The following is a 24576-nucleotide window of genomic DNA, read 5'->3' on the forward strand; positions in this document are numbered from 1 at the left end:
CGGTGGACGCCTGCCTGCCTTGGTTGAACATCGAGGGCTTCCAGCCTCACGCGCTGCACGCCCCCGATCGCACCTGGGCCGAGACCAACTGCTACGTGGACCTCTGGATCGAGGTCCTGCATGCCCTCGGCCTGCCCGCGGAGGCGGCGCTGGGCTTTGCGGCGCGGCAGGACTTCGAAGGCGACCAGTTCAGCTTCACCAAGTTTCCGCTGGAGGATTTGGAGACGCTGTTCGGGCTGCGGGTGCAGGAACTGGCGATCTACGAGCCGGTGGAGCAGCACGCGCTGTTGCAGATGTTGCGAGGCCGGATGTGCCTTATCGAGGTGGACCCGTTCTGGCTGCCGGACACCGGCATCGCGGCCTACCGGACCACGCACGGCAAGACGACCATCGCGCCCAACCGCATCGACCTTGCGGGCAAGCGGATGGAGTACTTCCACAACGCTGGCTACTTCGTCCTTGAGGGCGAGGATTTCGACGGCGTGTTCCCGGCCTCGACGCCCTATGGCGCGCCGTTCCGTCCCTACGTGGAGTTCACCACGCTGGAGCCCCTGCGGCTCCCGGCGGAGGAGCTGAGGGCGAGGGCGGCGACGCTGTTTGCAAGCCATTGGGCCAAGCGGCCGGCGCGCAATCCGATCCGCGCCTTCCAGATGGAAGCGCCGGCTAGGGCTGAGGCTCTGGCAGGACGGGGCGAGCAGGCGTTCCACGATTTCGCGTTCCACAACCTGCGGCTTCTGGGCGCCAACTTCGACCTGCTGGGCGCTGGGTTGACCTGGCTGTCCGACGGCGCCGACCCGCGCATTGCGGCGTGCGAGACCATTGCCGCCACGGCCAAGGGGGCGCAGTTCCAGTTGGCGCGAGCCGTGGCTCGGCGGCGCTTCGAAGGTTTCGCCCAGGCGCTGGATCCGGCCGCTGAGGCATGGGAGCGGCTGTTCGCCGCCGAGCCGATCCAGCACGCGGCCTGACGAGGCCCACGGGGGATGGAGCGGCTGGAGGAAGGCTGGCAGATGGCGGCGACGCCTGCGGGCGCCTGCGCCACGCCGGCCGATGCACGTGCCCTGCCCGACTGGGTCGAGGCCCGCGCGCCGGGCACGGTCGCCCAGGCGCTGGAAGCGGCCGGCCTCTGGCGGCGAGACCAGCCGACACCTCTGCATGACCAGGACTTCTGGTGGCGCCTGCCGCTGCCGAGCACGGGGCCGCAGCGCCTGCGGCTTGAAGGGCTGGCGACCTTCGCCGAAGTCTGGATCGACGTTGCGCCGCTGCTCGTCTCCAGCTCCATGTTCGCGCCGGCCGAAGCCGAGGTGCAGATCGCGCCGGGCGCAGAGCTGTGGATCTGTTTCCGTGCGCTGACGCCGAAGCTGAGCGGCAAAGGTCCGAGAGCGCGCTGGCGGCCGCGGATGATCGAGCATCAGGGCCTGCGGCTCGTGCGCACGACGCTGCTGGGCCACATGCCGGGCTGGTGCCCGTCTGTGGACATCGTGGGTCCCTGGCGACCGATCAGCCTGACCGCGACAGAAGCCCTGCACTCATCGGACCTCAGGCTGCAGACGGACTGGACCGGCGCCAGCGGACGGCTGTTGGCGGACCTCAGGTTGTCCGGAGCGCTCGGCGAGGTGGTGCTGGCCTGCGGGGACGCCGAGGCGGCGATGACGCCCACGCCGGATGGTCGCTTGAAGGTCGAATTGGAGGTCTCCAGCGCCGAGCCATGGTGGCCGCACACCCATGGCCCTCAGCCGCTTTACCCGGTCACGGTTCGGGCCGGTGGTCAGACGCTGGAGCTCGGCCGGGTCGGCTTCCGACGCCTGGAGGTGGATCGCGGGCTCGATGGCGAGGGCTTTGCGCTGCGGCTGAACGGCGAGGCGGTGTTCTGCCGGGGCGCGGCGTGGATCACGCCCGATCTGGTGGCGCTGAGCTCCGGCCGCGAGGCTTATGAGCCGACGCTGCGAACCGCGCGGGATGCCGGCTTCAACATGGTCCGGGTGAGCGGGGTCGGGGTCTATGAGAGCGCCGACTTCTTCCGGGTCTGCGACGAGCTCGGGCTGCTGGTCTGGCAGGACTTCATGTTCGCCAACTTCGACTATCCGGCCGCCGACCCTGCGTTCCGGGAGCTGGTGCGCGCCGAAGCCGCCGCTGTCCTGGCGGGAACCCAGGGCTCTCCGTCCCTGGCGGTGCTGTGCGGCGGCAGCGAGGTGATGCAGCAGGCGGCGATGATGGGCCTCGACCCCGCCGCCCTGGACTGGAGCCTGTTCGAGACGGTGCTGGCCGACGTGGCGCGGGACCTTCGGCCTGATGCGGCCTTTGTGCCCAACACACCATGCGGCGGGGCCATGCCGTTCCAGGCCGACAAGGGCGTCACCCACTACTACGGCGTGGGCGCCTATGAACGGCCGCTGGAGGATGCGCGTCGGACCGGCGTGCGCTTTGCGGCAGAGTGTCTGGCGTTCGCGAATGTGCCGCAGCCGCAGACCCTGGCGCGTGGCCTGAACGCGCCGGCCGTGCATGACCCGCGCTGGAAGGCCCGCGTGCCTCGCGACCGAGGGGCGAGCTGGGACTTCGAGGATGTCCGCGACCACTACCTGCAGCGCCTGTTCGGCGCAGACCCTTACCGGCTGCGCCGGGAAGACCCGGACCTTTATCTCGATCTGTCGCGAGTGGTCAGCGGTGAGGCCATGGCCGCCGTGTTCAGCGAATGGCGAAGGGCAGGGTCCGGCTGCGGCGGTGGGCTGGTCTGGACGCTTCGGGATCTCGAGATCGGCGCAGGGTGGGGGCTGATCGACGCCGATGGAGAGTCCAAGCCGGCGCTGCACGTGCTGCGGCGGGTGCTCCAGCCGGTGCAGGTGCTGTTGACTGACGAGGGCGTGAACGGGCTGGCGGTTCACCTGATGAACGAGACGGGTGCGGCCTGGTCGGGCGAGCTGCGGCTGGCGGCGTTCGGCGACGAGCCGGGCGCGCTGATCGACGTGCGGCGCGAGGTGATGCTGGCGCCCAGGAGTGCGACCACCCTGAGCGGGTTCGAGCTGGTGGGGCGCTTCTTCGACCTGAACTACGCCTACCGGTTTGGACCACGCGCCCACCAGATGGTGTTGGCCGAGCTCCGGCACGGTGAAGAGCTGGAGAGCCAAGCCCTGCACGTGCTGCCCGGCACGCCGCGAGCCGGCGCGGGCGCGGTCGAGACCCGTGTGGAGCCGGACGGGCAGGGCTGGCGCCTGACGCTGCGCGCCGAACGGCTCCAGCCCTATGTGCATGTGGCCGACGCCGCCTTCGCCCCGCAGGACGACTGGTTTCCTCTGGCTCCGGGCGAGCCGCGAACCGTGCGGCTGTCAGGCCGCCAGGGCGCCGCCGGGAGCGGCGAGCCCCAAGGCGAGATCCTCGGCCTCGGCGGGCGCGTTCTGGGCGCTTACGGCTGACACTTCGCCCGTCAGGGCGGTGGCGAGGATCAGGTCCAGAAGCCGGCGGCGGGCCGCTACCGGCGTCAGGCCATGGTCGGCCCCGTCCAGCCAAATGCGCTCAACGTTGTTCAGCTGTTTGAGCGGCCCGCCGTCCTGCCCCAGCAGGGCGTTGAGATCGGCGTGGCCTTCGCCGCCACGGCAGTAGAGCATGCTGATGGCGACGCCGCGCTTTTCCAGCGTGCGGAAGGCGTCCAGCGTGCGGCAGGCGAGACCGCGGCGATGACCGCCCAGTATCCCCCGCAGCTTCATCAGCATGGCAGGGCCAAGGCGCGCCAGGGCCGCCTCCAGGTTGAGGTCGCCGCGCACCCAGCGGACGAGCAGCTTCAGCGGATCGCGCACTTGGCGCTGGTAATGGCCTACCTTGTCGAGGGCCGCTTCCACCCCGCCCTGGCGGTCCCAGATAAAGCGACGTTGGTTCACCAGGATGATGCGCCCGATGCGGCTGTCGCGCAGCGCCGCATGGAAGGCCATGAAGGCGCCGCTGCAGCGGCCGACGGGAAGCACAGGACCAAGGCCTTGGCGCTCCAGCCAGTCCACGGCCGAGAGGGCGTCTTCGACTTGGCTTTCATCGTAGAGCTGGAGCGGCTCGGCGCTGAGCGGGCCGGGGCTGTCGCCGGCTTCACGGCTGTCGAGGCGCAAGGAGGCGACGCCAGCGGCGGCGAGTTCGCGGGCGTAGTCCACGTGGGAGCGCGCCCAGCCAACGTGAGGGTCGCCGCCCGAGCCCAGCAGGAGCACGGTGTCGCCCCGCCGCCGACCCTGCGGCTCGCACAGGACGCCAAAGAGCTGGTGCGGGCCGATGCGAACGGCCGTCTCGCGGAAGGTCGCAGTCCGGAGCTGGTCGAGCGCGGGCAGCGTGGAAGCCTCGCCGGCTTGAGCCGGAAACCGGCTCTGCATCCAATCGGTCACAGCGGCGATCACGTCCACCGGGGCATGTGCTGCGGTGGGATTGCCGAGCGCCGCTTCGTAGCCGGCGTAGGCGACTTCGGCGACTTGCGCGCCCAGTTGGCGGAGACGTTCGGCGAGGCGCGTGTCGCCTGGCCGGCCAGGACGGGCCGCCACCAGCACCTGAGGCGCTGGAGCCTGGGCCAGGTCCAGGAGGTTGGCCACTGAGAGGCTGGTGCGAAGGCCGTCCGGCAAGGCGAAGCCGGCGACCGCGCCGGGGGCTGCGATGTCGGCCGGCAGGTGCATGGTTTCGGCGACCATAGCGCCCCAGGCGGAAAGCTCCCGCAGGTAATCCCGGCCGCGAGCGGGCGGGGCGAGCAAGGCCAGACCTTCGGCTTCAACGCTCGGGGCCGCGAGCGCAGCGACCGTGGCGCCTAGCCCTTGGCCGATGATCACCAGACGGCGGACGCCGGCTTTCCTGAGGGTGTCAGCGCCGAGGCGCGCCGCCTCCACGAGGCTGGCGAGGCCAGCGACCTTTTCCGGGTCCCCTAGGGAGTCGCCGCAGCCGGGATAGTCGAAGCGAAGCGTCGGATATCCCGCGTCCGCCAGGTTGTCGGCGAGCATGCGCCAGGCGCGTCTGAGGCAGAGCTCTTCGAAACCCCAGGGGCTGCAGAGCAGCACGCCAGTTTCGCCGCTCGTTCCGTGCAGCCACCCCGCGCAATCGCCGAGCGTCAGGGACAGGGCTGCAGGCCTGCGGGCACTTTCGGGCGCCATATTTTCGCCTCCATTCAGCGCGGCACCAACCCGCTGTAGTGGAGCTATGTTCCCGAGCCTCGGCGACTTTCTGCAAAGCTTGTCAGCGGCGGTCCGGCTCGTAGATCACCCGGAACGAACTGCAGGCTGCGGGGTAGCCTTGAACGAGGCTCCGGGCCACCGCGCCCCGGAAGCCCATCTCCACGGACAGCTCGCAGCCCTGTGGCGAACCGTCGACTTCAACGGTCCGCCGCCAGATGTAGACGACGCGCCCGTTCACCGTCCGCCGTTCGTGCCACGGGCCGAACAGGGCCACTGCGTTCTGAATGTCCTTGCCCTGCAAAGCGTCGGGCGCGTCGACCACCGCGGTGGTGCAGCCGCAGAGCGCGCCAGCGAGGATGGAGAGAAGGGCGAGGCGTCGCAATGCGGCTCCAGATCTAGTCTTCATATGGTGCAGCTTCGGGCTGTTCCCGGCGCCCGGCAATGGGGCAGGGGGACGCGCAGGCTTCCCGCGCCGAGCGCAAACCGTGCTAGTGACGCCCGCGTCGCTTCACGTCCAGAGATCTCGATGCTGCACAACCCTTTCACCCGCGCGCCGGCCAAGATCGCGGTGCTGGGCCTCGGCTATGTGGGCCTGCCGCTGGCGGCAGCCTTCGCAGCGGAGCACGAGGTGGTTGGGTTCGATATCGACGCGCGGCGGGTGGAGGAACTGCGCCGCGGCCATGATCGAACGCTGGAGGTTTCCGAGGCGGACCTGAAGGCGGCGGACAAGCTGACGTTCTCGGCCGACGAAGCCGATCTAAAGAGCTGCAACGTCTTCATCGTCACGGTGCCGACGCCCATCGACGCCCATAAGCGGCCGGACCTGTCGGCCCTGATGGCGGCCAGCCGTACTGTCGGACGGTCGATCGGCCAGGGCGGCGTGGTTATCTACGAGTCCACCGTCTACCCCGGCGCGACGGAGGAGGACTGCGTGCCGGTGGTGGAGCAGGTCTCGGGCCTGACGTTCAACCGGGACTTCTTCGCCGGCTACAGCCCGGAGCGCGCCAATCCGGGCGATCCGCACCACCGGCTGGCGAACATCATCAAGGTGACCGCGGGATCCACGCCCAAGGCGGCCGACTTCGTGGATGCGCTCTACGCCCAGGTGGTCACGGCGGGCACCCACCGGGCCAGCTCCATCAAGGTGGCGGAAGCAGCCAAGGTGATCGAGAACACGCAGCGCGACCTGAATATCGCGCTGATCAACGAATTCTCGCTGATCTTTCATCGCCTTGGCGTCGACACTTCGGAGGTGCTGGCGGCGGCGGCCACCAAGTGGAACTTCCTGAACTTCCGCCCGGGGCTGGTGGGCGGCCACTGCATCGGGGTCGATCCTTACTACCTGACCCACAAGGCCGAAGCCCTGGGCTATCACCCCGAGGTCATCCTGGCTGGGCGACGCATCAACGACGGCATGGGCGCCTACATCGCCCAGGGGCTGGTGAAGGAGATGATCCGCCGAAGCCTGCCGGTGAACGGCGCCCGCATTCTGGTGATGGGCCTGGCGTTCAAGGAGAACTGCCCGGACCTGCGCAACACCCGCGTGATCGACATCGTGCAGGAACTGGCCGACTACGGCGCGCAGGTGGACGTTTGGGATCCGTGGATCGCCCCGGACGAAGCGCGGCACGAGTATGGGATCGAACTGGTCGAGGGACCTGCGGCGGATGGCTACGACGGCCTGGTGCTGGCCGTCGCGCACCAGCAATTCGCGGACTTGGGTCCGGAGAAGATCCGCGCCCTGGGCAAGCCCGGATCGGTGCTGGTGGACGTGAAAAGCGTGCTGCCGCGAGGCGCAGCCGACCTGCGGCTCTAGATCAGCCGGCGAGCAGGGCGACGGTGGCGGCCACGCCGCCCCAGAAAGCGGCTCCGCTAGCCAGCATGATAAGCATGCCGTGCTGGGCCCCGGCCTTGTCGCGAGCCTGCGGCGTCTCCGGGCCTGGAGCGAGCTGAACGAAGCGGTTGGTGCGCTTGGCGCGGCCCTGCCGGGCGGGGCTGAAGAGCGTGGCGGCGCGAGTTTCCTGTCCCATAACGGGCAGTTTCAGGCGCGCCGCGCGAACAGGCCAAGCCGCACGCCGCCGCGCGGCGAGATGTCGCGAGATCCGCGGATCAGCGACGTCCGTAGTAGTCCAGATACCAGTCCACGAAGCGTCCGACGCCCACCTCGACCGGCGTGGTGGGAGCGTAGTCGAGGGCCGCGCGCGTTTCGGCGATGTCGGCCTCGGTGCGAGCGACGTCGCCCGGCTGCATGGGCAGGAGGTTCAGCTCCGCCTTCCGGCCGAGCTTTTCCTGCAGGACCTCGATGTAGCGCATCAGCTCGACACGCTGGGAGTTGCCGATGTTCAGCACGCGCCAGGCGGCCACCCCGCTGGTGGCGGGATCCGGCGACTGGGGATCCCAGGTCGGGTTGACCTGGGCGGGGCGGTCTAAGGCGCCGATTACGCCTGAGACGATGTCGTCCACGTAGGTGAAGTCGCGCTGCATCTTGCCCTGGCCAAAGACGTCGATCGGCCGGCCCGAGAGGATCGCGTCGGTGAACTTGAACAGCGCCATGTCCGGGCGTCCCCATGGCCCGTAGACGGTGAAGAAGCGCAGCCCCGTGGAGGGGAAGCCGAACAGGTGCGAGTAACTGTGCGCCATCGCCTCGTTGGCCAGCTTGGTGGCCGCATAGAGCGTGATGGGGTGAACGGCGTGGTCGTGGACGTTGAACGGCAGCTTGCCGTTGGCGCCATAGACTGAGCTGGTGGAAGCGTAGACGAGGTTCGCGGGCTGCACGGCCCGGCAGCCTTCCAGGATGTTCAGGAAGCCGACCACGTTGCTGTCGACATAGGCCTCGGGCTTTTCGAGGCTGTAGCGGACGCCGGCCTGTGCGGCGAGGTTGACCACGCCCGTGGGCCGGGTCTCGGCGAAGAGGGCGGCCATCCCGTCGCGATCGGCAAGGTTGAGCCGCGCGTGGCGGTAGCCTGGCTGCTTCTCCAGGATGTCGAGCCGCGCCGCCTTGAGGGCAGGGTCGTAGTAGGCGTTGAGGTCATCGACGCCGATCACCTCATCCCCGCGCGCCAGCAGGCGCTGGGACAGGTGAAAGCCGATGAAGCCGGCCGAGCCGGTGACCAGGATCGCCATATGGGGTTCGCCTCTCGCTACCCGCTGAATATGGCGCCAGCGGCTTCTGGTCGAGGTGCGGTTCTTGACTTGTGAAAAACAGCCGTTGCGAAAGGGAACCTTTCAACGGACAAGGTGTTAGCGCTCCCATTTTTTCACCAAATCGATGACACCGGTGTCACAATGCGCTGCGCAGTGGACGAGCAGAAGTCAACATCAAGGTGATAAGTCCCGGGCACTTGAGGTCATGACAACGTTGTCACTATGCCGATACTCACCGGAGGGCGGCTGAGTCCGCATTCTGCCGTTGAATTTTCACGTTGTTGTTTGACAGTGATTGGATCTTCTTCGTACTCGAGCGTTAGTACTGAGCGCCCCCGCGGCGCCGCTTATGTCGCCCCGGCTCCTACAGCCAGGGCGCTGATGACCTTTGGGGAGTTTCATGAGTCAGAGCGTCATTCCGGGCCTCGAGTCCGCGCCGACCAAACACGCCAAACTTCTCGCCTGGGTGCGGGAGATTGCGGAACTGACGAAGCCGGAGCGCGTCGTCTGGTGTGACGGCTCCCAAGCCGAATGGGATCGGGTGACCGAAGAGCTGGTCGCCGCCGGCACCCTGAAGCGGCTCAACCCCGAAAAGCGGCCGAACTCCTTCTACGCAGCGTCGGATCCGAGCGACGTGGCGCGGGTGGAAAGCCGGACTTTCATCTGCTCGGCCGATCCGCAGGACGCCGGACCGACCAACAACTGGTCCGACCCGACCGAGATGCGCACAACGCTGAACGGCCTGTTCGACGGCGCGATGCGGGGCCGCACCATGTACGTGGTGCCGTTCTGCATGGGCCCACTCGGCTCCAAGATCAGCGCCATCGGCGTGGAGCTGACCGACAGCCCGTACGTGGTCGTATCCATGAAGATCATGACCCGCATGGGTCAGGCTGCGCTCGATCAACTCGGGACGGACGGCGAGTTCGTCCCTGCGGTGCACACGGTTGGCGCGCCCCTGGCGCAAGGGCAGGCGGACGTGGCCTGGCCGTGCAACCCTGAGAAGTACATCGTCCACTTCCCGGAAACCCGGGAGATCTGGTCCTACGGCTCCGGTTACGGCGGCAACGCCCTGCTCGGGAAGAAGTGCTTCGCCCTGCGTATCGCCTCCGTGATGGCGCGTGACGAGGGGTGGTTCGCCGAGCACATGCTGATCCTGAAGCTGACCTCGCCCGAGCAGAAGACGCACTACGTCGCCGCCGCCTTCCCCAGCGCCTGCGGCAAGACGAACATGGCGATGTTGCAGCCCAGCCTGCCGGGCTGGACGGCCGAGACCATCGGCGACGACATCTGCTGGATGCGGTTCGGCGAGGACGGCCGGCTCTATGCCGTCAATCCGGAGGCGGGCTTCTTTGGCGTGGCGCCGGGCACCGGCCAAGCCACCAACAAGAACGCCGTCGACGCCCTCCACGGAAATTCGATCTTCACCAACGTGGCGCTGACGCCGGACGGCGACGTCTGGTGGGAAGGCCTGACCGAAGACAAGCCGGCCGAGCTGACCGACTGGCGCGGCCGTCCGTGGACTCCCGACAGCGCCGAGCCGGCGGCCCACCCGAACGCCCGCTTCACCGTTCCGGCCGCCCAGTGCCCGGTGATCGCTGGCGAATGGGAGGATCCGGCTGGCGTGCCGATCAGCGCCATCCTGTTCGGCGGCCGCCGCGCCAGCGCCGTGCCGCTAGTCACTGAGGCTCGCGACTGGGCGCATGGCGTGTTCATGGCGTCCAACGTGGCGTCGGAAGGCACCGCCGCAGCGGAGAACGCCATCGGCGAGCTGCGCCGCGACCCGTTCGCGATGCTGCCCTTCTGCGGTTACAACATGGGCGACTACTTCGCCCACTGGCTGGCCATGGGCGCCAAGGCCGACACCTCCAAGCTGCCGCGCATCTACTTCGTGAACTGGTTCCGCAAGGACGAGACGGGCAAGTTCGTCTGGCCGGGCTATGGCGAGAACGCCCGCGTTCTGAAGTGGATCGTCGAGCGCCTGGAAGGCCGGGCGGACGCCAAAGACACCCCGATCGGCAAACTGCCGACGGCCGACAGCCTGGACACGTCGGGCCTGTCGCTGAAGCCGGAACAGCTGGAGCTTCTGCTCAGCGTCGACCCGGATATCTGGCGCCAGGAAGCGGAGCTGATCCCGCCCTTCTACGCCAAGTTCGGCGATCGCCTGCCGCAGGCTTTGTGGGCGGAATACGAAGAGCTGAAGAGCCGCCTGCAAGGCTCCAAGGCGAGCGCCGCCATGGAAGCCGCCGAGTAGGGCGAAAGCTCAGGAATATCCGAGGGGAGCGGCGGAAACGCCGCTCCTTTTTCTTGTTGGGCGCTCAGCGCCCGGCGACGACGCGCAGGTGAGGAGCGGCGCCGGGTTTCTCGCCGCGGATCTGCGCCACGAGGTCGAACAGGGCGCGGCGCACCTCGGCGACCTCGCCACGCTCCGCGTGCGCCTGCAGCCCTTCGAGGTGGTCGGCGGTGACGCGCAAGGCGGAGCTGGAGATCACCTCCATGACCTTGGGCGCGCAGGGGACGGAGCGTTCCGTCTCATCGAGCAGCGCTTCGGTGAGCTTCTCGCCCGGCCGCAGGCCGGTGACTTCGATTTCGATGTCCTTGCCGGGCGTGCGGCCGGACAGGGCGATCATCTGCTTGGCCAGATCGATGATGCGCACCGGCGCGCCCATCTCTAGGAGGAACAGCCGCGCGTCGCCAGCTTCACCCTTTGCCGAGGTCGCGGTGGCGTGCAGCACCAGCTGAGACGCCTCCGGGATCGTCATGAAGAACCGCTCCATCTCCGGATGGGTCACGGTCACCGGGCCGCCGCGTTCGATCTGCGACTTGAAGATCGGCACCACCGAGCCCGCTGAGCCCAGGACGTTGCCGAACCGCACGGCCGAGAAGCGCGTGCCGTCGCCGACGGTTTGCTGGGCCTGGATCACCGCTTCGGCAAGTCGCTTGGTGGCGCCCATGACATTGGTGGGATCGACGGCCTTGTCGGTGGAGATCAACACCATTTGGGCGGCGTGCGCCGTCTTCGCCGCTTCGGCCACGTTCCAGGTGCCGATCACATTGGTGAGCACGCCTTCGCACGGGTGGCGCTCGACCATGGACACATGCTTGAGGGCCGCGGCGTGGAACACCAGGTCCGGCTGTTCGGCCATGAAGGCGGCGTTCAGGCGGGCGGCGTTACGCACATCGCAGAGCACGGCGCTGCGCGACATGTGCGGGTAGGTTTCCGCCATCTCGCGCTCGATCTCGAACAGCGAGGTTTCGGAGATATCGAGCAAGGTGAGGTGGGCGCACTTGAACCGGGCCACCTGGCGGCAGAGCTCGGCTCCGATCGAACCGCCGGCTCCCGTGACCAGAACGCGGCGGCCACGGATCAGCTGAGCCACCGGTGCGGCGTCGAGCTCGATGGGGTCGCGGGCCAGCAACTCCTCGATGTTGATCTCCGGCATTGGCAGGAGAGTGACGCCCTCGTGGTGCGAAAGGTCGACGATCGACGGCAGACGCAGCAGGCGGATTCCGTCGTTCTTCAGCCGCCCCAGCTGGTCGGCGGTGAGGCCCTTCAGCCGCCCCGGCTCCTCGAGGAACAGGATGGCGCGGGGATAGCGGTTCCAGCGCCGGAGGTCGGCTAGCGCCTCGTCCAGGCGTTCCAGCGACTCGATGATGCAAACGCCGCGTACCTGCTGCCCGACATCGCGCCGGTCGGTGCCGACAATTCCGACGGGGGTGTAGGTCCGGTCATGGCTTCGGGCGACATCGCGCAGGTAGGTGTCGGCGGCGGCCGGCGGGCCGATCAGCAGCAGGCTGGTCGACTGCCCTACGCGGTCAGTAACCGCCTTGAGGGGTGAGAAGGTGTCCAGCGCATGCTCGTGCAGCGCGCGACGCGCGATCCGCAGCCCCATGGAGCCGATCATCTGGAAGATGGGGGCCATGAACAGAGTGGGCCGCGGCAGGGCTTGGGCGCGATCCAGCACAAAGATGCAGAGCAGGAACACGCCCACGGTGAGCAGGGCGATGCGCGCGAGCACCAGCGCGTCCGGAATCGAGGCGTAGCGCCAAGGGGACAGCTCGCGGCGGAACAGAAGGGTGAAGAGGCCGGCTAGTGCGCCGTAAAGCCCAACCAGCTGCGCCATTGTCAGGGACGGCGAGGGGCTCAGGGCCAGTGTGGTGAGGCCTGACGGGGCGATGCTGTAGGCGGCGCTGAACGCAGCGAAGGCGATCAGGACATCGGCAACAATGGTCTGAGCTCGAAACGCCAGCCGTTCCATGCGCCGCACTCCGCTCACTGTCGAATCCAAACCTGAAACCTGGAGTGCGACAGGCCGCACCTTTTTGGGGCGTCAGCTCCACTGGAACGCGAATCGCACACGTTCTGCGCGTCGCGAGATAGTCCTAACCTTAGAAACTGCACGTCGTGCATGCAACGAAAAAGGCCGCCGCGGAGGCCTATGGCGAGCTGATCTGGTTCCAAAAAGCTCAATCGAAACGTGGCTTTGAGGCCGACGGACCCCATGTGGTCGTAGGGGTAAATCGCGTTTGGTGTCACCAGTGCTGCAGGTGAGGCTCTTGCGCAGGCACCCGATCCGATCCGGTCACCGGCCGAGAGCGGGGTGAAGCCGAGGTGAGTCCCGCTTCAAGCAACAGCGTCTCGCCATTGGTGTGGCGCGAAGCCGGCGACGCGAAGAAGACGGCGGAGGGAGCGATGTCCGCCGCCTTGGACTTGTCGAACACGGCGTATCGATGAACCCGGGGCAGACCGCGTTCGTTCGGATCCGCGCGCTAGGGCGCGGGCGAAGGACAGGGGCATACCGCGAAGTCGCTGAAATCCTTGCCCGTCATCGCCTGCTCCCGTTGTTTGCATCCGGTCTAGCGGCTAAAGCCCGCCGCATGGAAGAGACCCACCTGACCCAGCTTGGCCGCGACGTCCGCGGCTTCGCGAGCCCTGAAGAGGCGGTGCTGGAGCGCGTGCCAAACCCGCACGCCGACAGCCTTTACCTGACCCGATTCACGGCGCCGGAATTCACCTCGCTCTGCCCGGTGACCGGACAGCCCGACTTCGCACATCTGGTGATCGACTACGCCCCGGCCGATTGGCTGGTCGAGTCCAAGTCGCTGAAGCTCTATCTGACCTCCTTCCGCAACCATGGGGCGTTCCACGAGGACTGCACCGTGGCCATCGGACGGCGGCTGGTGGCCGAGTTGGAGCCACGCTGGCTGCGTATTGGCGGCTACTGGTATCCCCGCGGCGGCATACCGATCGACGTGTTCTGGCAGACCGGGGCCCCGCCGGAAGGCCTGTGGCTGCCCGACCAAGGGGTGCCGTCCTATCGCGGACGTGGCTAAGCGCCAGATCAATACTTCAGGTAGTAAGGTGAGCTTGCGTATAAGCTGCGCCTTTCTGCCAGCGATCATCAGATGTCGCTGAGCTTTGCCGACGGGGACGACTGGCTCTCCTCTCAGGAGAATCCCGTGCGGACACACTTTCTGCACCCTCGCGGGCTTTCCAAAGCGGCCGAGGGGGCCTATACCTGATCACGCCCAACTCTCCTCGGGCGTGTCACTTCAGGCCGGGCGGTGCGGCGCGTCGCCCGGCCGTCGTGTGTCTGGAGCGCTGCTTGCGCTCACCAAGGCGTCACCCCCAGCGGGACACCAGCTTAGAGTGATCGGGTCGTTCCCGCTCCAGCGGCGGCTCGACCACCGTTCCAATCAGGATGAAGCCGGCGACCTTCTCGTCCGCGGACGCGCCCAGCAAGGCCAGGGCTTCGCGGTCGTACGAATACCAGTCGGTGATCCAGTTAGCCCCGAAACCCATGGCCGAGGCCGCATAGGTCAGGTTGGTGCAGACGGCGCCCGCCGACAGCAACTGCTCCCACTCCGGGATCGCGGCCGCCTTGGGCGAGCTCACCACCGCGATCGCCAGGGGAGGGATCTTCAGCTTGCCGAGCTTGCTGGCGGCGACCGCGTCGCCGCGTGATTGCGCCAGTTGCTCGAGGCCGGCGGCAAACCGGTCCTTCGCGTCCCCCTCCAGTACGACGAACCGCCAGGGCGCGAGCTTGCCGTGGTCGGGAACGCGGGCGGCCAAGCGGATCAGGTCTTGCAGCTGAGCGGCCGTAGGCGCTGGGCTTCGGAGGGCCACCGCAGGGGCCGAACGCCGAAGCGCCAGGAAGCGGAGCACCTCAGGGGACGGAAGGATCTGCAGCGGAGCGCCGAACTCGGGGGCGGGCGGCAGAACAGCGTCGGTCAAAGGCGTCTCGCATTTCTCTGGAGCGGAGGTGTCCGCATCTTTATGGGTTCGCGCGCCCGCTCTTCAAGGCAGCGCAGGACAGATGTCGGACAAACCCGCCTGGCTTCGGCCCCACGGACAGCCCTGGAAGCGTGTCTCGCAAAGGCTCGTCTACGAGAACCCGTGGATCAGCGTGAGTCACCACGAGGCTGTCGCGCCGACGGGGCGCCCAGCCCAGTACGGCGTCGTCAGCTTCAAGAACCTGGCTATGGCCGTGCTGCCGCTGCACGACGACGGCACGGTGATCATGGTCGGCCAGAACCGTTTCGCGCTGTCGGACTACAGCTGGGAGATCCCGGAAGGCGGCTCGCCTCTGGACGAGGATCCGCTGATCGGCGCGCAGCGCGAGTTGGCCGAGGAGACCGGCCTGAAAGCGGCGGAATGGCGAAAGGTGCTGGAGGTACAGCTCTCCAACTCGGTCACCGACGAGCGCGCGATGGGCTACGTGGCCTTCGGTCTTAGCGCCGCCGACGGCGATCACCACGTCGACGACACCGAAGAGATCGTCATGCAGCGCGTGCCGTTCCGGGAAGCGCTCGATGCAGCCCTGGCCGGACATTTGCAGGACGTGCTGACGGTGGCGATGCTGCTGCGGGCCTACCATATGGCGCGGGAGGGAGACCTGCCGGACGCGCTGGCGCGCGCCATGCTAGGATAGGAGAGCCGCCTTTGGGGCGGGAGGACGCCATGAGCCAACGTCTGGAAGTGATCGATCCCGCCGCCGCGCCGCCGGTTTGGGCGGCCCTGCGCAACGAAGCGGAGGCTGCGGCGCGTGACGAGACCGCGCTCGCCTCTCTGCTGGCTACGACGATCCTGAATCATAAGAGCCTGGGCGACGCCTTGTCGTACCAGCTGGCGCGCAAGCTGGGGGACCAGGAGCTGCGGGCCATGACCCTTCGCGAGGTGGCGCAGGACGCCTATGCCGCCGATCCGGCTTTGGTGGACATGGCCGAGGCGGATCTTCGGGCGGTCTTCGAGCGCGATCCGGCCTGCAAGGGCTACATCCAGCCGTTCCTGTTCTTCAAAGGCTTCCTGTCTCTCCAGACCCATCGGGTCGCCCACTGGCTCTGGGGCCAAGGCAGAGAAACCCTGGCGCTCTACCTGCAAAGCCGGACTAGCGAACTCTTCCAGGTGGACATCCACCCGGCCACGCGGATCGGGCGTGGGGTGTTCATCGACCACGGCACCGCCATCGTCATCGGCGAGACCGCGGTGATTGAAGACGACGTGTCCATGCTGCAGGGCGTGACCCTGGGCGGCACGGGCGCGGAACGCGGCGACCGGCACCCCAAGATCGGCAAGGGCGTCCTGCTCGGCGCCGGCGCCAAGGTGCTGGGCAACATCAAGATCGGCGACTACGCGAAGATCGCCTCCGGTTCGGTGGTGCTGAAGCCGGTGCCGGCCGGCTGCACGGCGGCCGGGGTGCCGGCGCGGCTGGTCAACTGCCCAACCTGCACCGAACCGGCCAAGAGCATGGACCACACGCTTGCCGAGGCTGTGTACGACTACGTGATCTGAGGTTTGCGCGGCGCGCCCAAGCGGTTAGGTTCGCGCCGAGTAAGGACTTCAGGAGCGCCTCGCGTGGACGAAAAGACTATCCGCAAGATCGAGACCCATCTGCGCGGGACCTTCGCCAATGCGCGGATCACCCTCGTGCCGCGCCCCAAGCAGAAGGACTCCGCCGAGGTCTACATCGGCGAGGAGTTCGTCGGCGTCGTGTTCCAAGACGAGGACGAGGACGGCTCGTTCATGTTCGAAATGGCCATCCTGGCCGAGGATCTGCCCTAGGTCCTCGCGGCCGGCGCCATCTGCGTCAGCATCTCCAGCGCGCGCTGGCGAATGCGGCGCTCCATCGGGGTTGAATCGTCGAGATCCACCCTGATGGCGTCGGCCATTTGCCGGACCCGGTCCGGATCGTCCATCGAGAGCCGGAGCATCACAAGCAGCTCCAGGGCGAAGACGGACTGTTCAAGCTCGTCCATGTCGCGACCCTAGTTAGCGCTGATGTGAGCGCTACCGCCCTGCGATTGCAGAAAGCGACGGCTTTGCGCGTCTTCCTTGAAATTCAGAGGCGAAGCTCGCTTTCCGCGTAGCTCGCCAGGATCGCGGCGGGATCCGCATAGATCGCGCGGCAGCCGGCGGCCCTGAGTTCGGCCTCCGGGAAGCCGCCGCACAGAACGCCGACGGCGCCGAGGCCGGCGCGGCCGGCGGCCTCGGCGTCGAAGGGGCTGTCGCCCACCACAAGCACATCACTGGCGGTGAGCGGCGCCAGCTTCTCCAGGGCCGCCTGGAAGATGTCCGGAAAGGGCTTGGAGCGTTCTGCGTCATCGGACGTGGTCTTGACGTCGATGAGGTCGGTGACGTCGGCAAGATCCGTGTAAACGGGCAACTCGTCCGCTTTGCAGGACGAGCCAATGGCGATGATGACGCCGTCGGCCTTGAGGCGCTGGAACAGATCTCGCACCTGCGGGAAGCCACGAGCCTTCGGCAAGTAGTCGCGTTTGAACAGTTCGCTTCGGAAGGTCTCGATCTCCTCGCCGCGCGCCTCCAGCATGTCAGGTGGAAGGAAGACCGGCATCAGCTGGTCTCCGCCCTTGCCGATCTGGCTGCGCACCGCGTCGTAAGCGACGTCGAGGTCGAAGTGTCGAAAGGTGTCCACCCACGCCGCGGCATGCAGATCGACCGTGTCGATCAAGGTGCCATCCACATCGAAGATCACCGCCCGGGCCATCACGCGCTCCTGTCGAGGCGCAGACAACCCGCAAGCGGAACCGGTGTTCCCGCGCCTAGAGCGCCTTCAGAGCGCGAGCGTGGTCGCGGATCAGGGCTCGGGTGCTGGCGTCGACGTCGAACACACCGTACCAGCCCTGCGGCTCATGCGGGGGATCGCCCAGGTAGGACAGGTCGCCCGGACGGAACTGCTTTTCGGCGTGCTGCGCCCGGCCTTCGCCGTTCCAGGCCCAGAAGTTGGAGCCGGCGAGAGGGCCGCGGACCGCGTGCTGCAGGACCGCGGCGTAGATCTGTCCGTAGTAGCGGTCTCGGAAGGTCGTGGGCGAGCCGGGTTCGAACGAGGCGTCATCGCGCGGGTAGCCGAATTCCTCGATGACCAACGGCTTGTTCATGCGGCGGGCGATCGCCAGATGGCCGTCGATGTACTCGGCGACCTTGGCCGTGGCGTTGGCGTGGGTCTGCGCAATGCGCTTGGGATCAACCCAGCCCCAGTTCTGCGGCCAGATGTGGGTGGTCACGTAGTCGATGGGCGGCTGATGCTCGGTCTCGACGCACTCGGCCATGGACAGGCAGCCCTGCAGCCCCTCGCTGCCTGTGGAAACCAGATGGTTAGGGTCGATAGACTTGATCAGGCGGGCAGTGTCGCGCACCCAGGCGTAGAAGGTGGGCAGGTTGGGCGCGCCGACCTTTTCGCTGCCGCCGGGGCGCGGCTCATTGGCCAGCTGCCAGGCCATAATGGCAGGGTCATCGCGGTAGGCCGCGCCGGTTACGGTGTTTGTGCGGCCGACCACGGCGCGGACGTAGTCGTGGTACATGCCGACAGCGACGCGGCTCTTGTAGAAGTCAGCGTTGAAATCGGCGAAGGCCGGCCAAGGGTGCGACGGGTCTCCGTTGTCGATGTAGCGGCCGCCGTTGGTCCAGTAGAGATAGGTCATCATCCCCCCGGACCACTCCCAGAAGTTGGTCAGGTAGATCACGGCCTTCATGCCGCGCCGGCCCATTTCGGCGAGCAGCAGGTCGAGGCCTTTCAGCAGGGTCTCGTTGTAATCGGAGCCGCGGTTGCGGAAGGCGGGCTTGATCGAATTCTTGAGGGGCGAGTCCTCGGACGAGCCCAGCACGCGGATGTTGTCGACGCCGGTTTCCACGAGCCGGTCCAGTTCGCGCGCCAGGCGATCACGGGCGCCGAAAGGCGCGTCGGCGCCCAGGTACGCGCCGTACCACATGTTCGAACCAGCGTAGCGGTAGGGCCGTCCGTCGATGCGAAAGCCCATGCCCTCCGCGGTGACGTAGCCGGGGCGGGCTGCGGCCAGCGCGCCAGGCGCGGCGGCAAGGGCGGCGCCGGCGGCGAGAATGGAACGGCGGCTGAACATGATCTTCCTTCGCAAGGCTTCACTGTCCTGTTTCCACGGCGCGGCGGCGCGGCGTCAATGGGCGGCGTCAGCGGATCTGGGTCACTGCAAGTGAGCCGGCCGGAAGGGGTGTGATCGCCGGCTGGGCTTCTGCCAGGCCGAGCCAGTCCGCCCATTGGGCGCGATGAAGGATCACGATCTGACGGTCGTGGTAGGGCGCGATGTCCGGGCCTGGCGCGCAGGTCAGCATGGTGAAGCGGTCCTCACGAACCAGTCCGGCGATGCAGAACAGCTCTGACTCGGTGCTGGTGAAGAGCCACTTGGACTTCGGCGCCTTGTCGCCGGTGAACTCGTAGAAGCCATCGGCCGGGATCAAGCAGCGACCGACAGGGAAGCGGCGTCCTTCGGAACGGAAGTTGATGATCGGTCCGCCTTTCCGGCCCGGCGGCGGCGGGAAGCCCCAGCGCAGTTGCTTCAGTTCAGCGCCTTCGGGCGATCCCACCAGGATCGGGGCGGGGTCGGTCGGACGAATGGAGTCGCGCGGCTCTAGGTTGGGCGCGCCGCCAGCCCAGTGCAGCGGGATCTGCTGCTGGCTGAACTCGAGAGCGATCCGGTCCAGCGCCTGCTTGAAGCGGTATTCGTTGCACATCGCCCGCAGAGTGGGGCGGCGGATCACCTGTGAGCAACCGTATAAAAACTACAATCCGCCAAGAGGCGGTTCTATGATCCTCATGCGACGCCGCGAATGATGCGGCGTGCCTGATAGGGGGGAATGATCGCGGTGATGTGGGCCGCCCAGCGCAGGCGGGCGTCGTGACGGGTCGGGCCGGCGACGCTTTCCAGGTCGAAGAGGCCGCCTCGCGAGCCGCGCAGCAGGCGCTTGACCAGCACCTCGTCAGTATCGACTTCGACCACAACTACGTGGCCCAGCATGTCAGGGGTGGGCGGGGTCCGCTGGTCCTCGAAGTAGATCAGGGCGCCGTCGTCGGCGATGCCGCGCATCGAGTGGCCGACCACTCGCAGGGCCACGGCCTTGTCGGTGCCGCCAGGTGGAATAGGGGCCAAGTCACCAGCGTCCTGCCCCGTGGCGAAGAGGACCACGCCGTCGGGATTAGCGCCCACGCGACCGATGATGGGCACATAACCGGGCTCGGCTGTGGGGCGCATAGGGCCGGCGGAGTCGTAGAGCCATTCGGGCCGGACGCCGAACGCGGCGGCGTACTCCTTGGCCCGTCGATAGGAGAAGGCGGCGTTGCCGTTCTCGTTCGAGGCGTAGGTGTTCCGGTTCCAGCCGAAAGCGTCCGCCGCCGCGGCGGCGGTTTCGAAGCCCTTCGCGATCCGGGCTTCGCGGAGCCGCTGAGGGCGGCTGTCCATGGAAGAGTCTGCGGTCATCTGCCGCTGTAAAAAACATACAGGAAAAATTTGCGCAAGCCCTGTACCTTTCGTACAGTTCACGCATGGCGACAGTACATCACATAAATTCCACTCACGCGAGCATCAGCTATGCGGCGCTTCGTCATGGGGGTGAACCTCCGGCGCGGGCGCGATCGCTGCTGGGGCTGGACGCGATCGTAGCGGGGCGGCTGGAGCGGCTGTTCCAGACGCGAGGGCGGACGGAGGAGGCGGCGATGCGGCCGAAGTTCGCGCGGTGCGAGGCCCACGTTGCGGCCGTGCTGAGGGAGGGCGGGTTCCCCGCTCTGGTGCGATGAGCGCGGGGCTGGAGGATGCGGCCAAGCTGGTTGCGGGGGCGCTGAGCCGACGCAAGCCGGAGGAGCGGGGCGAGTTCCTGCGCCAGCTGCTCGCGCACACGGCGGCCGGCCTGGTGATCATCCAAGGCGAGCGGGAGGCCGGAGAGGCCGTCTACCGGTTGGCGGATGCGGTGGTGGCGCGCGGCGCGCGCTGAGCGAAAACAACGACTTACAGGAAGGAGCGGCGCATGGGACGCGCTTGGGATCCCGCGCGGGACACGCGCGAGCGGCTGCTCATGCTCGAGCAGCGGGAAAAGGCGCGGGCGCAGGCCCGGGCCGTGGCGGAGGGCGTGGCGGAGACCGTGGCCCTGTCGAAGCGGCGGGGCTCCGCCTTCAGCAAGGAGCCGGCCGGCAAGGGCGGGCGCGAGACGCCGTATCAGCGGCGCACCGGGCTGGACTGGCTGCACCACAAGGGGCGGATCAACGACGGCCAGAAGGCGGCGGGCGAGCGCTACGGCGCGTGCTTTCGGCGGGCCGAGGCGGAGGCGCCGATCGGCTCGACACTGGAGATCCAGCCGGGCGGAGGCTCACGCGGCGAGCCGGCGCTGGAGGTGGTGCTGAGGGTGGCGGCGCGCAGGGCGCGGGCGCGGGAGGAACTGGAGGGCCTGCGTTCGAGGCTGATGGCGCAGCCCGATCTGGTGGGCGCGTGCGATATGATCTGCGGGCGCGAGCTGACGCCGCGGGAAGCGGGCGGCGGAGAGCGAGAGGGGCTGCGTCTGGAGGCCGTGCTGAAGGTCGCGCTAGATCTTCTGGGCGCAGGTTGACGCGGCGCCCCGGGTCGAGGGAACCTTAGCCTGTCACATGTTATTTTGGTGCGTGGCCATCCCAAGCGTGAGCTCAGCTCTGGGCGGGGCGGTACCTTCCAACCGCCTGGAGGCCTGATGTCGGCAGCGCCCGACTCGACGAGTTGCCACGCCGAGCCCATCCACATCCCAGGATCCATCCAGCCGCACGGACTGCTGCTGATTGCGGATCGTGACCTGCTGACCATCCGAGCCGTGGCCGGGGACGTGGAGCGGCGGCTGGGCGTGACCGACTGGTTGGGTGCGAACCTGGCGAGCGTGATCGGCGACGAACTCGCCGCCACGGTGGGACGCGCCGCCCACTCCGGCGGAGCGTCTGGCTATGCGGGGCAGCTTCGCACCGAGGCCGGCGAGTTGCTCGACGTCAGCGCCCACCAGGCCGGTGAATTCATGCTGGTGGAGCTGGAGCCCGGGGTTGGCGCGGCCACGTCGGCTTCCGCCGTGCTCGGGATGCTGGAGCGCGCCGGCGCCAACTTCGAGCGGGCCGCGAACTTGCAGGAGCTGTGCGAGCGAGCCGCGCGGGAGTTCCGGGGCGTCACCGGCTTCGACCGGGTGATGGTCTACCGCTTCTTGGACGACGCGGCCGGCGTGGTCTTGGCCGAGGACCGGGCGGCTGGCATGGACTCGTTCCTGAACCACCATTTCCCGGGGTCGGACATCCCCTCGCAGGCGCGCGCCCTCTATGTGCGCAATCTCGTGCGGGTGATCCCCAGCGCGGTCTACGAGCCGGCGCCGATCCGCCCGCGCGAGCCGGGCGGCGGCGCCCTGGACCTTTCCGACAGCGCCCTGCGCAGCGTCTCGCCCATCCACCTGCGCTACCTTCAGAACATGGGCGTGGGAGCGTCGGCCTCTGTGTCGATCGTGGTGGACGGACGCCTGTGGGGGCTGATCGCCTGCCACCACGCGACGCCCCGGCTGCTGACCTATGACCAGCGGGCGGCCTGCCGGACCCTAGCCTCGGGCCTGGCCCGTCAGATCAAGGGGCGGCAGGAGGCCGAGGCCTATCGAGAGCGCGTCCGCCTGCGCGGTCTGGAAGACGAGATCCGCGAACTGCTGCGGCAGGACGACGAACTGGACCTCAGCCTGACCGACCACCTGGACCAGGTGCGCCGGATGCTGGCGGCCGACAGCTTCGCCTTGCTGAGCGGGACGCAGACGCTGTGCTCGGGCGCCTGTCCTGGCGAGGCGCACCTGCAGGAGGTGGCGGCCTGGGTGCGGGCCAACCATTCCAACGCGCCGTTCGCCACCCACCGCTTGGGCTCCGTGTTCTCGCCGGCGCAGGAGTTCCAGGAGATCGGCAGCGGCTTGCTGGCGGTGGTGCTGCCGGGTCAGGAGCCCACCACCCTGATGTGGTTCCGGGCCGAGCGGGTGCAGGTGGTCGAATGGGCCGGCAACCCACACGCCGCAGTCAAGGTGGGCCCGCTGGGCACGCTGACGCCGCGCTCCTCGTTCGAGGCCTGGCGCGAGCAGGTGAGAGGGGTCGCCCAGCCCTGGTCCTTGCCGGAGATCGAGGCGGCGGGACGGCTGCGCCGAAGCCTGCTGGAGCTGCGTCAGCAACGTCGCCTGGGTGAGCTGAACACCCGCCTTGGCGCTTCGGTGGCCGAAAAGGACGGCCTGCTGGAGCAAAAGGAAGTGCTGCTGCGGGAGATGAACCACCGGGTGCAGAACAGTCTGGCGCTGGTTTCCAGCTTTCTGGCGCTGCAGGCTCGGGCGTCGGACAAGCCCGATCTGCAGGCGGCGCTGGAGGAAGCCCGCCGCCGGCTGGGCGCCGTGGCCATGGCGCACCGACGGCTCTACCGCGCCGATCAGATCGAGACCATCGACATGGCCCGCTACATCGACGACCTGTGGGCGGATGTGGCCGAGTCCTTGGGGCCGGAGTGGAGGCGCGAAACGGTGCTGACGCTGGCCCCCATCCTGCTGCCGACGGACCGGGCGGTGACCCTGGGCCTGATCCTGACCGAGCTGGTGATCAACGCCAACAAGTACGCCTATGGCGGCGCGCCAGGCCCGCTCGCCATCACCCTTGAGGCGTCAGGGAGCGATCTGCGCCTGATCGTGGCCGATCGTGGCAGCGGCCGGCCAGCGTCGGCCGCTTCGGGGTTCGGCAGCCGGATGATGAATGGTCTGGTGAGCCAGCTCGCCGGCGTGCTGGAGTACGAGGACAACATGCCCGGTCTAAGGGCGGTGCTCTCGGCGCCGATCAGCCACGATGCGAGTTTAAGACCGAGCGCGGGCTGAAGCGTCGCCTTGGCCCGCGGACAAGGTGGGAGGTTGAGGATGCTGGGATCTGCGCGGCGGCTGATGGGAGCTCTGGCGGCGGGCTTGGCGCTGGGCGCGGCCTGTCCGGCGGCCGCTCAGACGGGCAGCATGGATCCGGAGCTCCTGAAGCCCAACCTGGTGGAGGTGGAGCCTGGACGTCGGCTGCACATCGCCTGCACGGGGAAAGGCTCGCCGACGATCCTGTTCGAACAGGGCGGCGAGGGCTCCATCGCCAACTGGCGCAAGGTCCAGGCGCAGGCGTCGGCGATCAGCCGGACCTGCTTCTACGATCGAGCAGGCTTCGGCCTGAGCGATCCGCCCAAGGACCCGGTGGACGGGATCCATGTGACCGACGACCTGCGACGCCTGCTGCTGGCCGCGGACATCCGCGGACCTGTGGTGCTGGTCGGCCATTCGATCGGGGGCTTCTACTCGACGCTGTTCGCCGACCGGTTTCCGCAGCAGGTGGCCGGCATGGTGCTGGTGGACCCGGGCTTCGCCGGCCAGTGGGCGCCGACCGGCCGGCAGCGCCGGCGTGAACTGCAGGCCATGGCCAAAGGTGGTCAGAAACTGAAAGCCTGCGCCGAACTCGCCCGCCAGGGCGCGTTGAGAGCCGACGCGCCGCAGGGCTGCTTCAGCCTCGCTCCGGACCTGACCCCCGCAGAAACGGAGTACGTGCTGAAGGGCTTCACCCGGCCGTCCTGGTACGAGGCCGAGGTGGAGCAGTCGAACAACTACTTTCCGTCCGGCGCCGAGCCGGAAAGCCTGAGCTGGAAGCAGGAACGTCTGGCGCGCCGCGACTTCGGGAACATGCCGTTGGTGGTGCTGTCGGCGCAGACGCCGCCGCGCGAGCCGGTGCAGAACGACAAGGCCTATGCCGAGGCCTCCGCCCGCTGGAAGGAGGGGCACCGCAGGCTGGCGGCGCGCTCGACGCGCGGCGAATGGCGAGAGGTGGCGGGCGCCACCCACTTCATCCAGCTGGATCAGCCTGCAGCCGTGGTGGAGGCGATCAGCCAGGTAGTGGCCCAGGCGCGCGAGAGCGCGGCGCCGGCGCCCAAGGCCGCCAAGGGGAAGGCGACCAAGGGCAAGGCTGCCAAGCCGCGAAAGCCGGCTGCCAAAGCGGCCGGCAAGGCGCGGTAA

Annotated in this window: 24 protein-coding genes; 13 read left to right on the forward strand and 11 right to left on the reverse strand. The window is 68.0% G+C overall.

Annotated elements, in window-relative coordinates:
• Positions 1–2 precede the first annotated feature (2 nt).
• Complete coding sequence (locus DJ018_RS10100; protein WP_111514842.1) at positions 3–965, forward strand: DUF1839 family protein; 963 nt, start codon at positions 3–5, stop codon at positions 963–965.
• Between the two features lie 42 nt (positions 966–1007).
• On the forward strand, positions 1008–3407 hold the full coding sequence (locus tag DJ018_RS10105) for a glycoside hydrolase family 2 protein (protein ID WP_205853746.1): 2400 nt from the start codon (positions 1008–1010) through the stop codon (positions 3405–3407).
• Here DJ018_RS10105 and DJ018_RS10110 read toward each other — a convergent pair.
• Both DJ018_RS10110 and DJ018_RS10115 read right to left on the reverse strand, forming a co-directional pair.
• Positions 3321–5105, reverse strand: a complete 1785-nt coding sequence (locus DJ018_RS10110; RefSeq protein ID WP_111514844.1) for a serine aminopeptidase domain-containing protein — start codon at positions 5103–5105, stop codon at positions 3321–3323. The two genes, DJ018_RS10105 and DJ018_RS10110, sit on opposite strands and share 87 nt — an antisense overlap.
• 82 nt (positions 5106–5187) lie before the next feature.
• Positions 5188–5508 carry a hypothetical protein gene (locus DJ018_RS10115; protein WP_111514845.1) on the reverse strand — a complete coding sequence of 107 codons (321 nt, stop codon included), beginning with the start codon at positions 5506–5508 and terminating at the stop codon, positions 5188–5190.
• Positions 5509–5652: 144 nt separating this feature from the next.
• Here DJ018_RS10115 and DJ018_RS10120 point away from each other — a divergent pair, with 144 nt between their 5' ends.
• Positions 5653–6942, forward strand: coding sequence for a nucleotide sugar dehydrogenase (locus DJ018_RS10120; protein ID WP_111514846.1), 1290 nt, complete (start codon positions 5653–5655; stop codon positions 6940–6942).
• Position 6943: 1 nt separating this feature from the next.
• On the opposite strand, the gene DJ018_RS10125 is transcribed toward DJ018_RS10120, so the two are convergent.
• The gene (locus tag DJ018_RS10125; RefSeq protein ID WP_111514847.1) at positions 6944–7156 is read right to left on the reverse strand and encodes a hypothetical protein; all 213 of its coding nucleotides are present in this window, start codon (positions 7154–7156) and stop codon (positions 6944–6946) included.
• A gap of 79 nt (positions 7157–7235) precedes the next feature.
• Positions 7236–8249, reverse strand: coding sequence for an NAD-dependent epimerase (locus DJ018_RS10130; protein WP_111514848.1), 1014 nt, complete (start codon positions 8247–8249; stop codon positions 7236–7238).
• 421 nt (positions 8250–8670) lie between these two features.
• Here DJ018_RS10130 and DJ018_RS10135 point away from each other — a divergent pair, with 421 nt between their 5' ends.
• Positions 8671–10524, forward strand: coding sequence for a phosphoenolpyruvate carboxykinase (GTP) (locus DJ018_RS10135; protein ID WP_111514849.1), 1854 nt, complete (start codon positions 8671–8673; stop codon positions 10522–10524).
• 64 nt (positions 10525–10588) lie between these two features.
• On the opposite strand, the gene DJ018_RS10140 is transcribed toward DJ018_RS10135, so the two are convergent.
• A complete protein-coding gene (locus tag DJ018_RS10140; RefSeq protein WP_111514850.1) occupies positions 10589–12529 on the reverse strand; it encodes a polysaccharide biosynthesis protein in 1941 nt (646 codons plus the stop codon).
• 619 nt (positions 12530–13148) lie between these two features.
• Between DJ018_RS10140 and queF the strand changes: the two genes are divergently transcribed.
• Positions 13149–13604: a preQ(1) synthase gene (gene queF, locus DJ018_RS10150; protein ID WP_111514851.1), complete on the forward strand. Its 456-nt coding sequence runs from the start codon at positions 13149–13151 to the stop codon at positions 13602–13604.
• 289 nt (positions 13605–13893) lie between these two features.
• Here queF and DJ018_RS10155 read toward each other — a convergent pair whose 3' ends face one another.
• Positions 13894–14505 (reverse strand): nitroreductase family protein, encoded by a 612-nt coding sequence (locus tag DJ018_RS10155; protein WP_111514852.1) that lies wholly within the window; start codon positions 14503–14505, stop codon positions 13894–13896.
• Between the two features lie 82 nt (positions 14506–14587).
• On the opposite strand from DJ018_RS10155, the gene DJ018_RS10160 reads away from it, so the two are divergent.
• From DJ018_RS10160 to DJ018_RS10170, 3 genes are all read left to right on the forward strand, one after another.
• The gene (locus DJ018_RS10160) at positions 14588–15202 is read left to right on the forward strand and encodes an NUDIX domain-containing protein (protein ID WP_111514853.1); all 615 of its coding nucleotides are present in this window, start codon (positions 14588–14590) and stop codon (positions 15200–15202) included.
• 29 nt (positions 15203–15231) lie between these two features.
• Positions 15232–16062 (forward strand): serine O-acetyltransferase, encoded by an 831-nt coding sequence (cysE, locus tag DJ018_RS10165; protein ID WP_111514854.1) that lies wholly within the window; start codon positions 15232–15234, stop codon positions 16060–16062.
• 63 nt (positions 16063–16125) lie between these two features.
• Positions 16126–16332: a DUF3126 family protein gene (locus tag DJ018_RS10170; protein ID WP_111514855.1), complete on the forward strand. Its 207-nt coding sequence runs from the start codon at positions 16126–16128 to the stop codon at positions 16330–16332.
• Here DJ018_RS10170 and DJ018_RS10175 read toward each other — a convergent pair.
• The 5 genes from DJ018_RS10175 to DJ018_RS10195 form a co-directional block, all read right to left on the reverse strand.
• A complete protein-coding gene (locus DJ018_RS10175) occupies positions 16329–16526 on the reverse strand; it encodes a hypothetical protein (protein WP_111514856.1) in 198 nt (65 codons plus the stop codon). The genes DJ018_RS10170 and DJ018_RS10175 overlap by 4 nt on opposite strands.
• Before the next feature lie 83 nt (positions 16527–16609).
• Positions 16610–17275, reverse strand: a complete 666-nt coding sequence (locus DJ018_RS10180; RefSeq protein WP_111514857.1) for an HAD family hydrolase — start codon at positions 17273–17275, stop codon at positions 16610–16612.
• A gap of 55 nt (positions 17276–17330) precedes the next feature.
• Positions 17331–18644, reverse strand: a complete 1314-nt coding sequence (locus DJ018_RS10185) for a glycoside hydrolase 5 family protein (RefSeq protein WP_240609509.1) — start codon at positions 18642–18644, stop codon at positions 17331–17333.
• A gap of 67 nt (positions 18645–18711) precedes the next feature.
• Complete coding sequence (locus DJ018_RS10190; protein ID WP_240609510.1) at positions 18712–19299, reverse strand: SOS response-associated peptidase family protein; 588 nt, start codon at positions 19297–19299, stop codon at positions 18712–18714.
• 53 nt (positions 19300–19352) lie between these two features.
• Positions 19353–20015 carry a helix-turn-helix domain-containing protein gene (locus DJ018_RS10195; RefSeq protein ID WP_240609511.1) on the reverse strand — a complete coding sequence of 221 codons (663 nt, stop codon included), beginning with the start codon at positions 20013–20015 and terminating at the stop codon, positions 19353–19355.
• A gap of 65 nt (positions 20016–20080) precedes the next feature.
• Between DJ018_RS10195 and DJ018_RS10200 the strand changes: the two genes are divergently transcribed.
• From DJ018_RS10200 to DJ018_RS10220, 5 genes are all read left to right on the forward strand, one after another.
• A complete protein-coding gene (locus tag DJ018_RS10200) occupies positions 20081–20332 on the forward strand; it encodes a hypothetical protein (RefSeq protein WP_111514860.1) in 252 nt (83 codons plus the stop codon).
• Complete coding sequence (locus DJ018_RS10205; RefSeq protein ID WP_111514861.1) at positions 20329–20526, forward strand: hypothetical protein; 198 nt, start codon at positions 20329–20331, stop codon at positions 20524–20526. The genes DJ018_RS10200 and DJ018_RS10205 overlap by 4 nt, the downstream gene beginning before the upstream one ends.
• Positions 20527–20559: 33 nt before the next feature.
• Positions 20560–21135: a hypothetical protein gene (locus DJ018_RS10210; RefSeq protein WP_111514862.1), complete on the forward strand. Its 576-nt coding sequence runs from the start codon at positions 20560–20562 to the stop codon at positions 21133–21135.
• 117 nt (positions 21136–21252) lie between these two features.
• Positions 21253–23415 carry a histidine kinase dimerization/phosphoacceptor domain -containing protein gene (locus tag DJ018_RS10215; protein ID WP_111514863.1) on the forward strand — a complete coding sequence of 721 codons (2163 nt, stop codon included), beginning with the start codon at positions 21253–21255 and terminating at the stop codon, positions 23413–23415.
• Between the two features lie 39 nt (positions 23416–23454).
• Entirely contained in the window at positions 23455–24576 is a 1122-nt protein-coding gene (locus DJ018_RS10220; RefSeq protein ID WP_111514864.1) for an alpha/beta fold hydrolase, read from the forward strand.

The sequence above is a fragment of the Phenylobacterium deserti genome, from assembly GCF_003254705.1.
Classification (GTDB): Bacteria; Pseudomonadota; Alphaproteobacteria; order Caulobacterales; family Caulobacteraceae; genus Phenylobacterium; species Phenylobacterium deserti.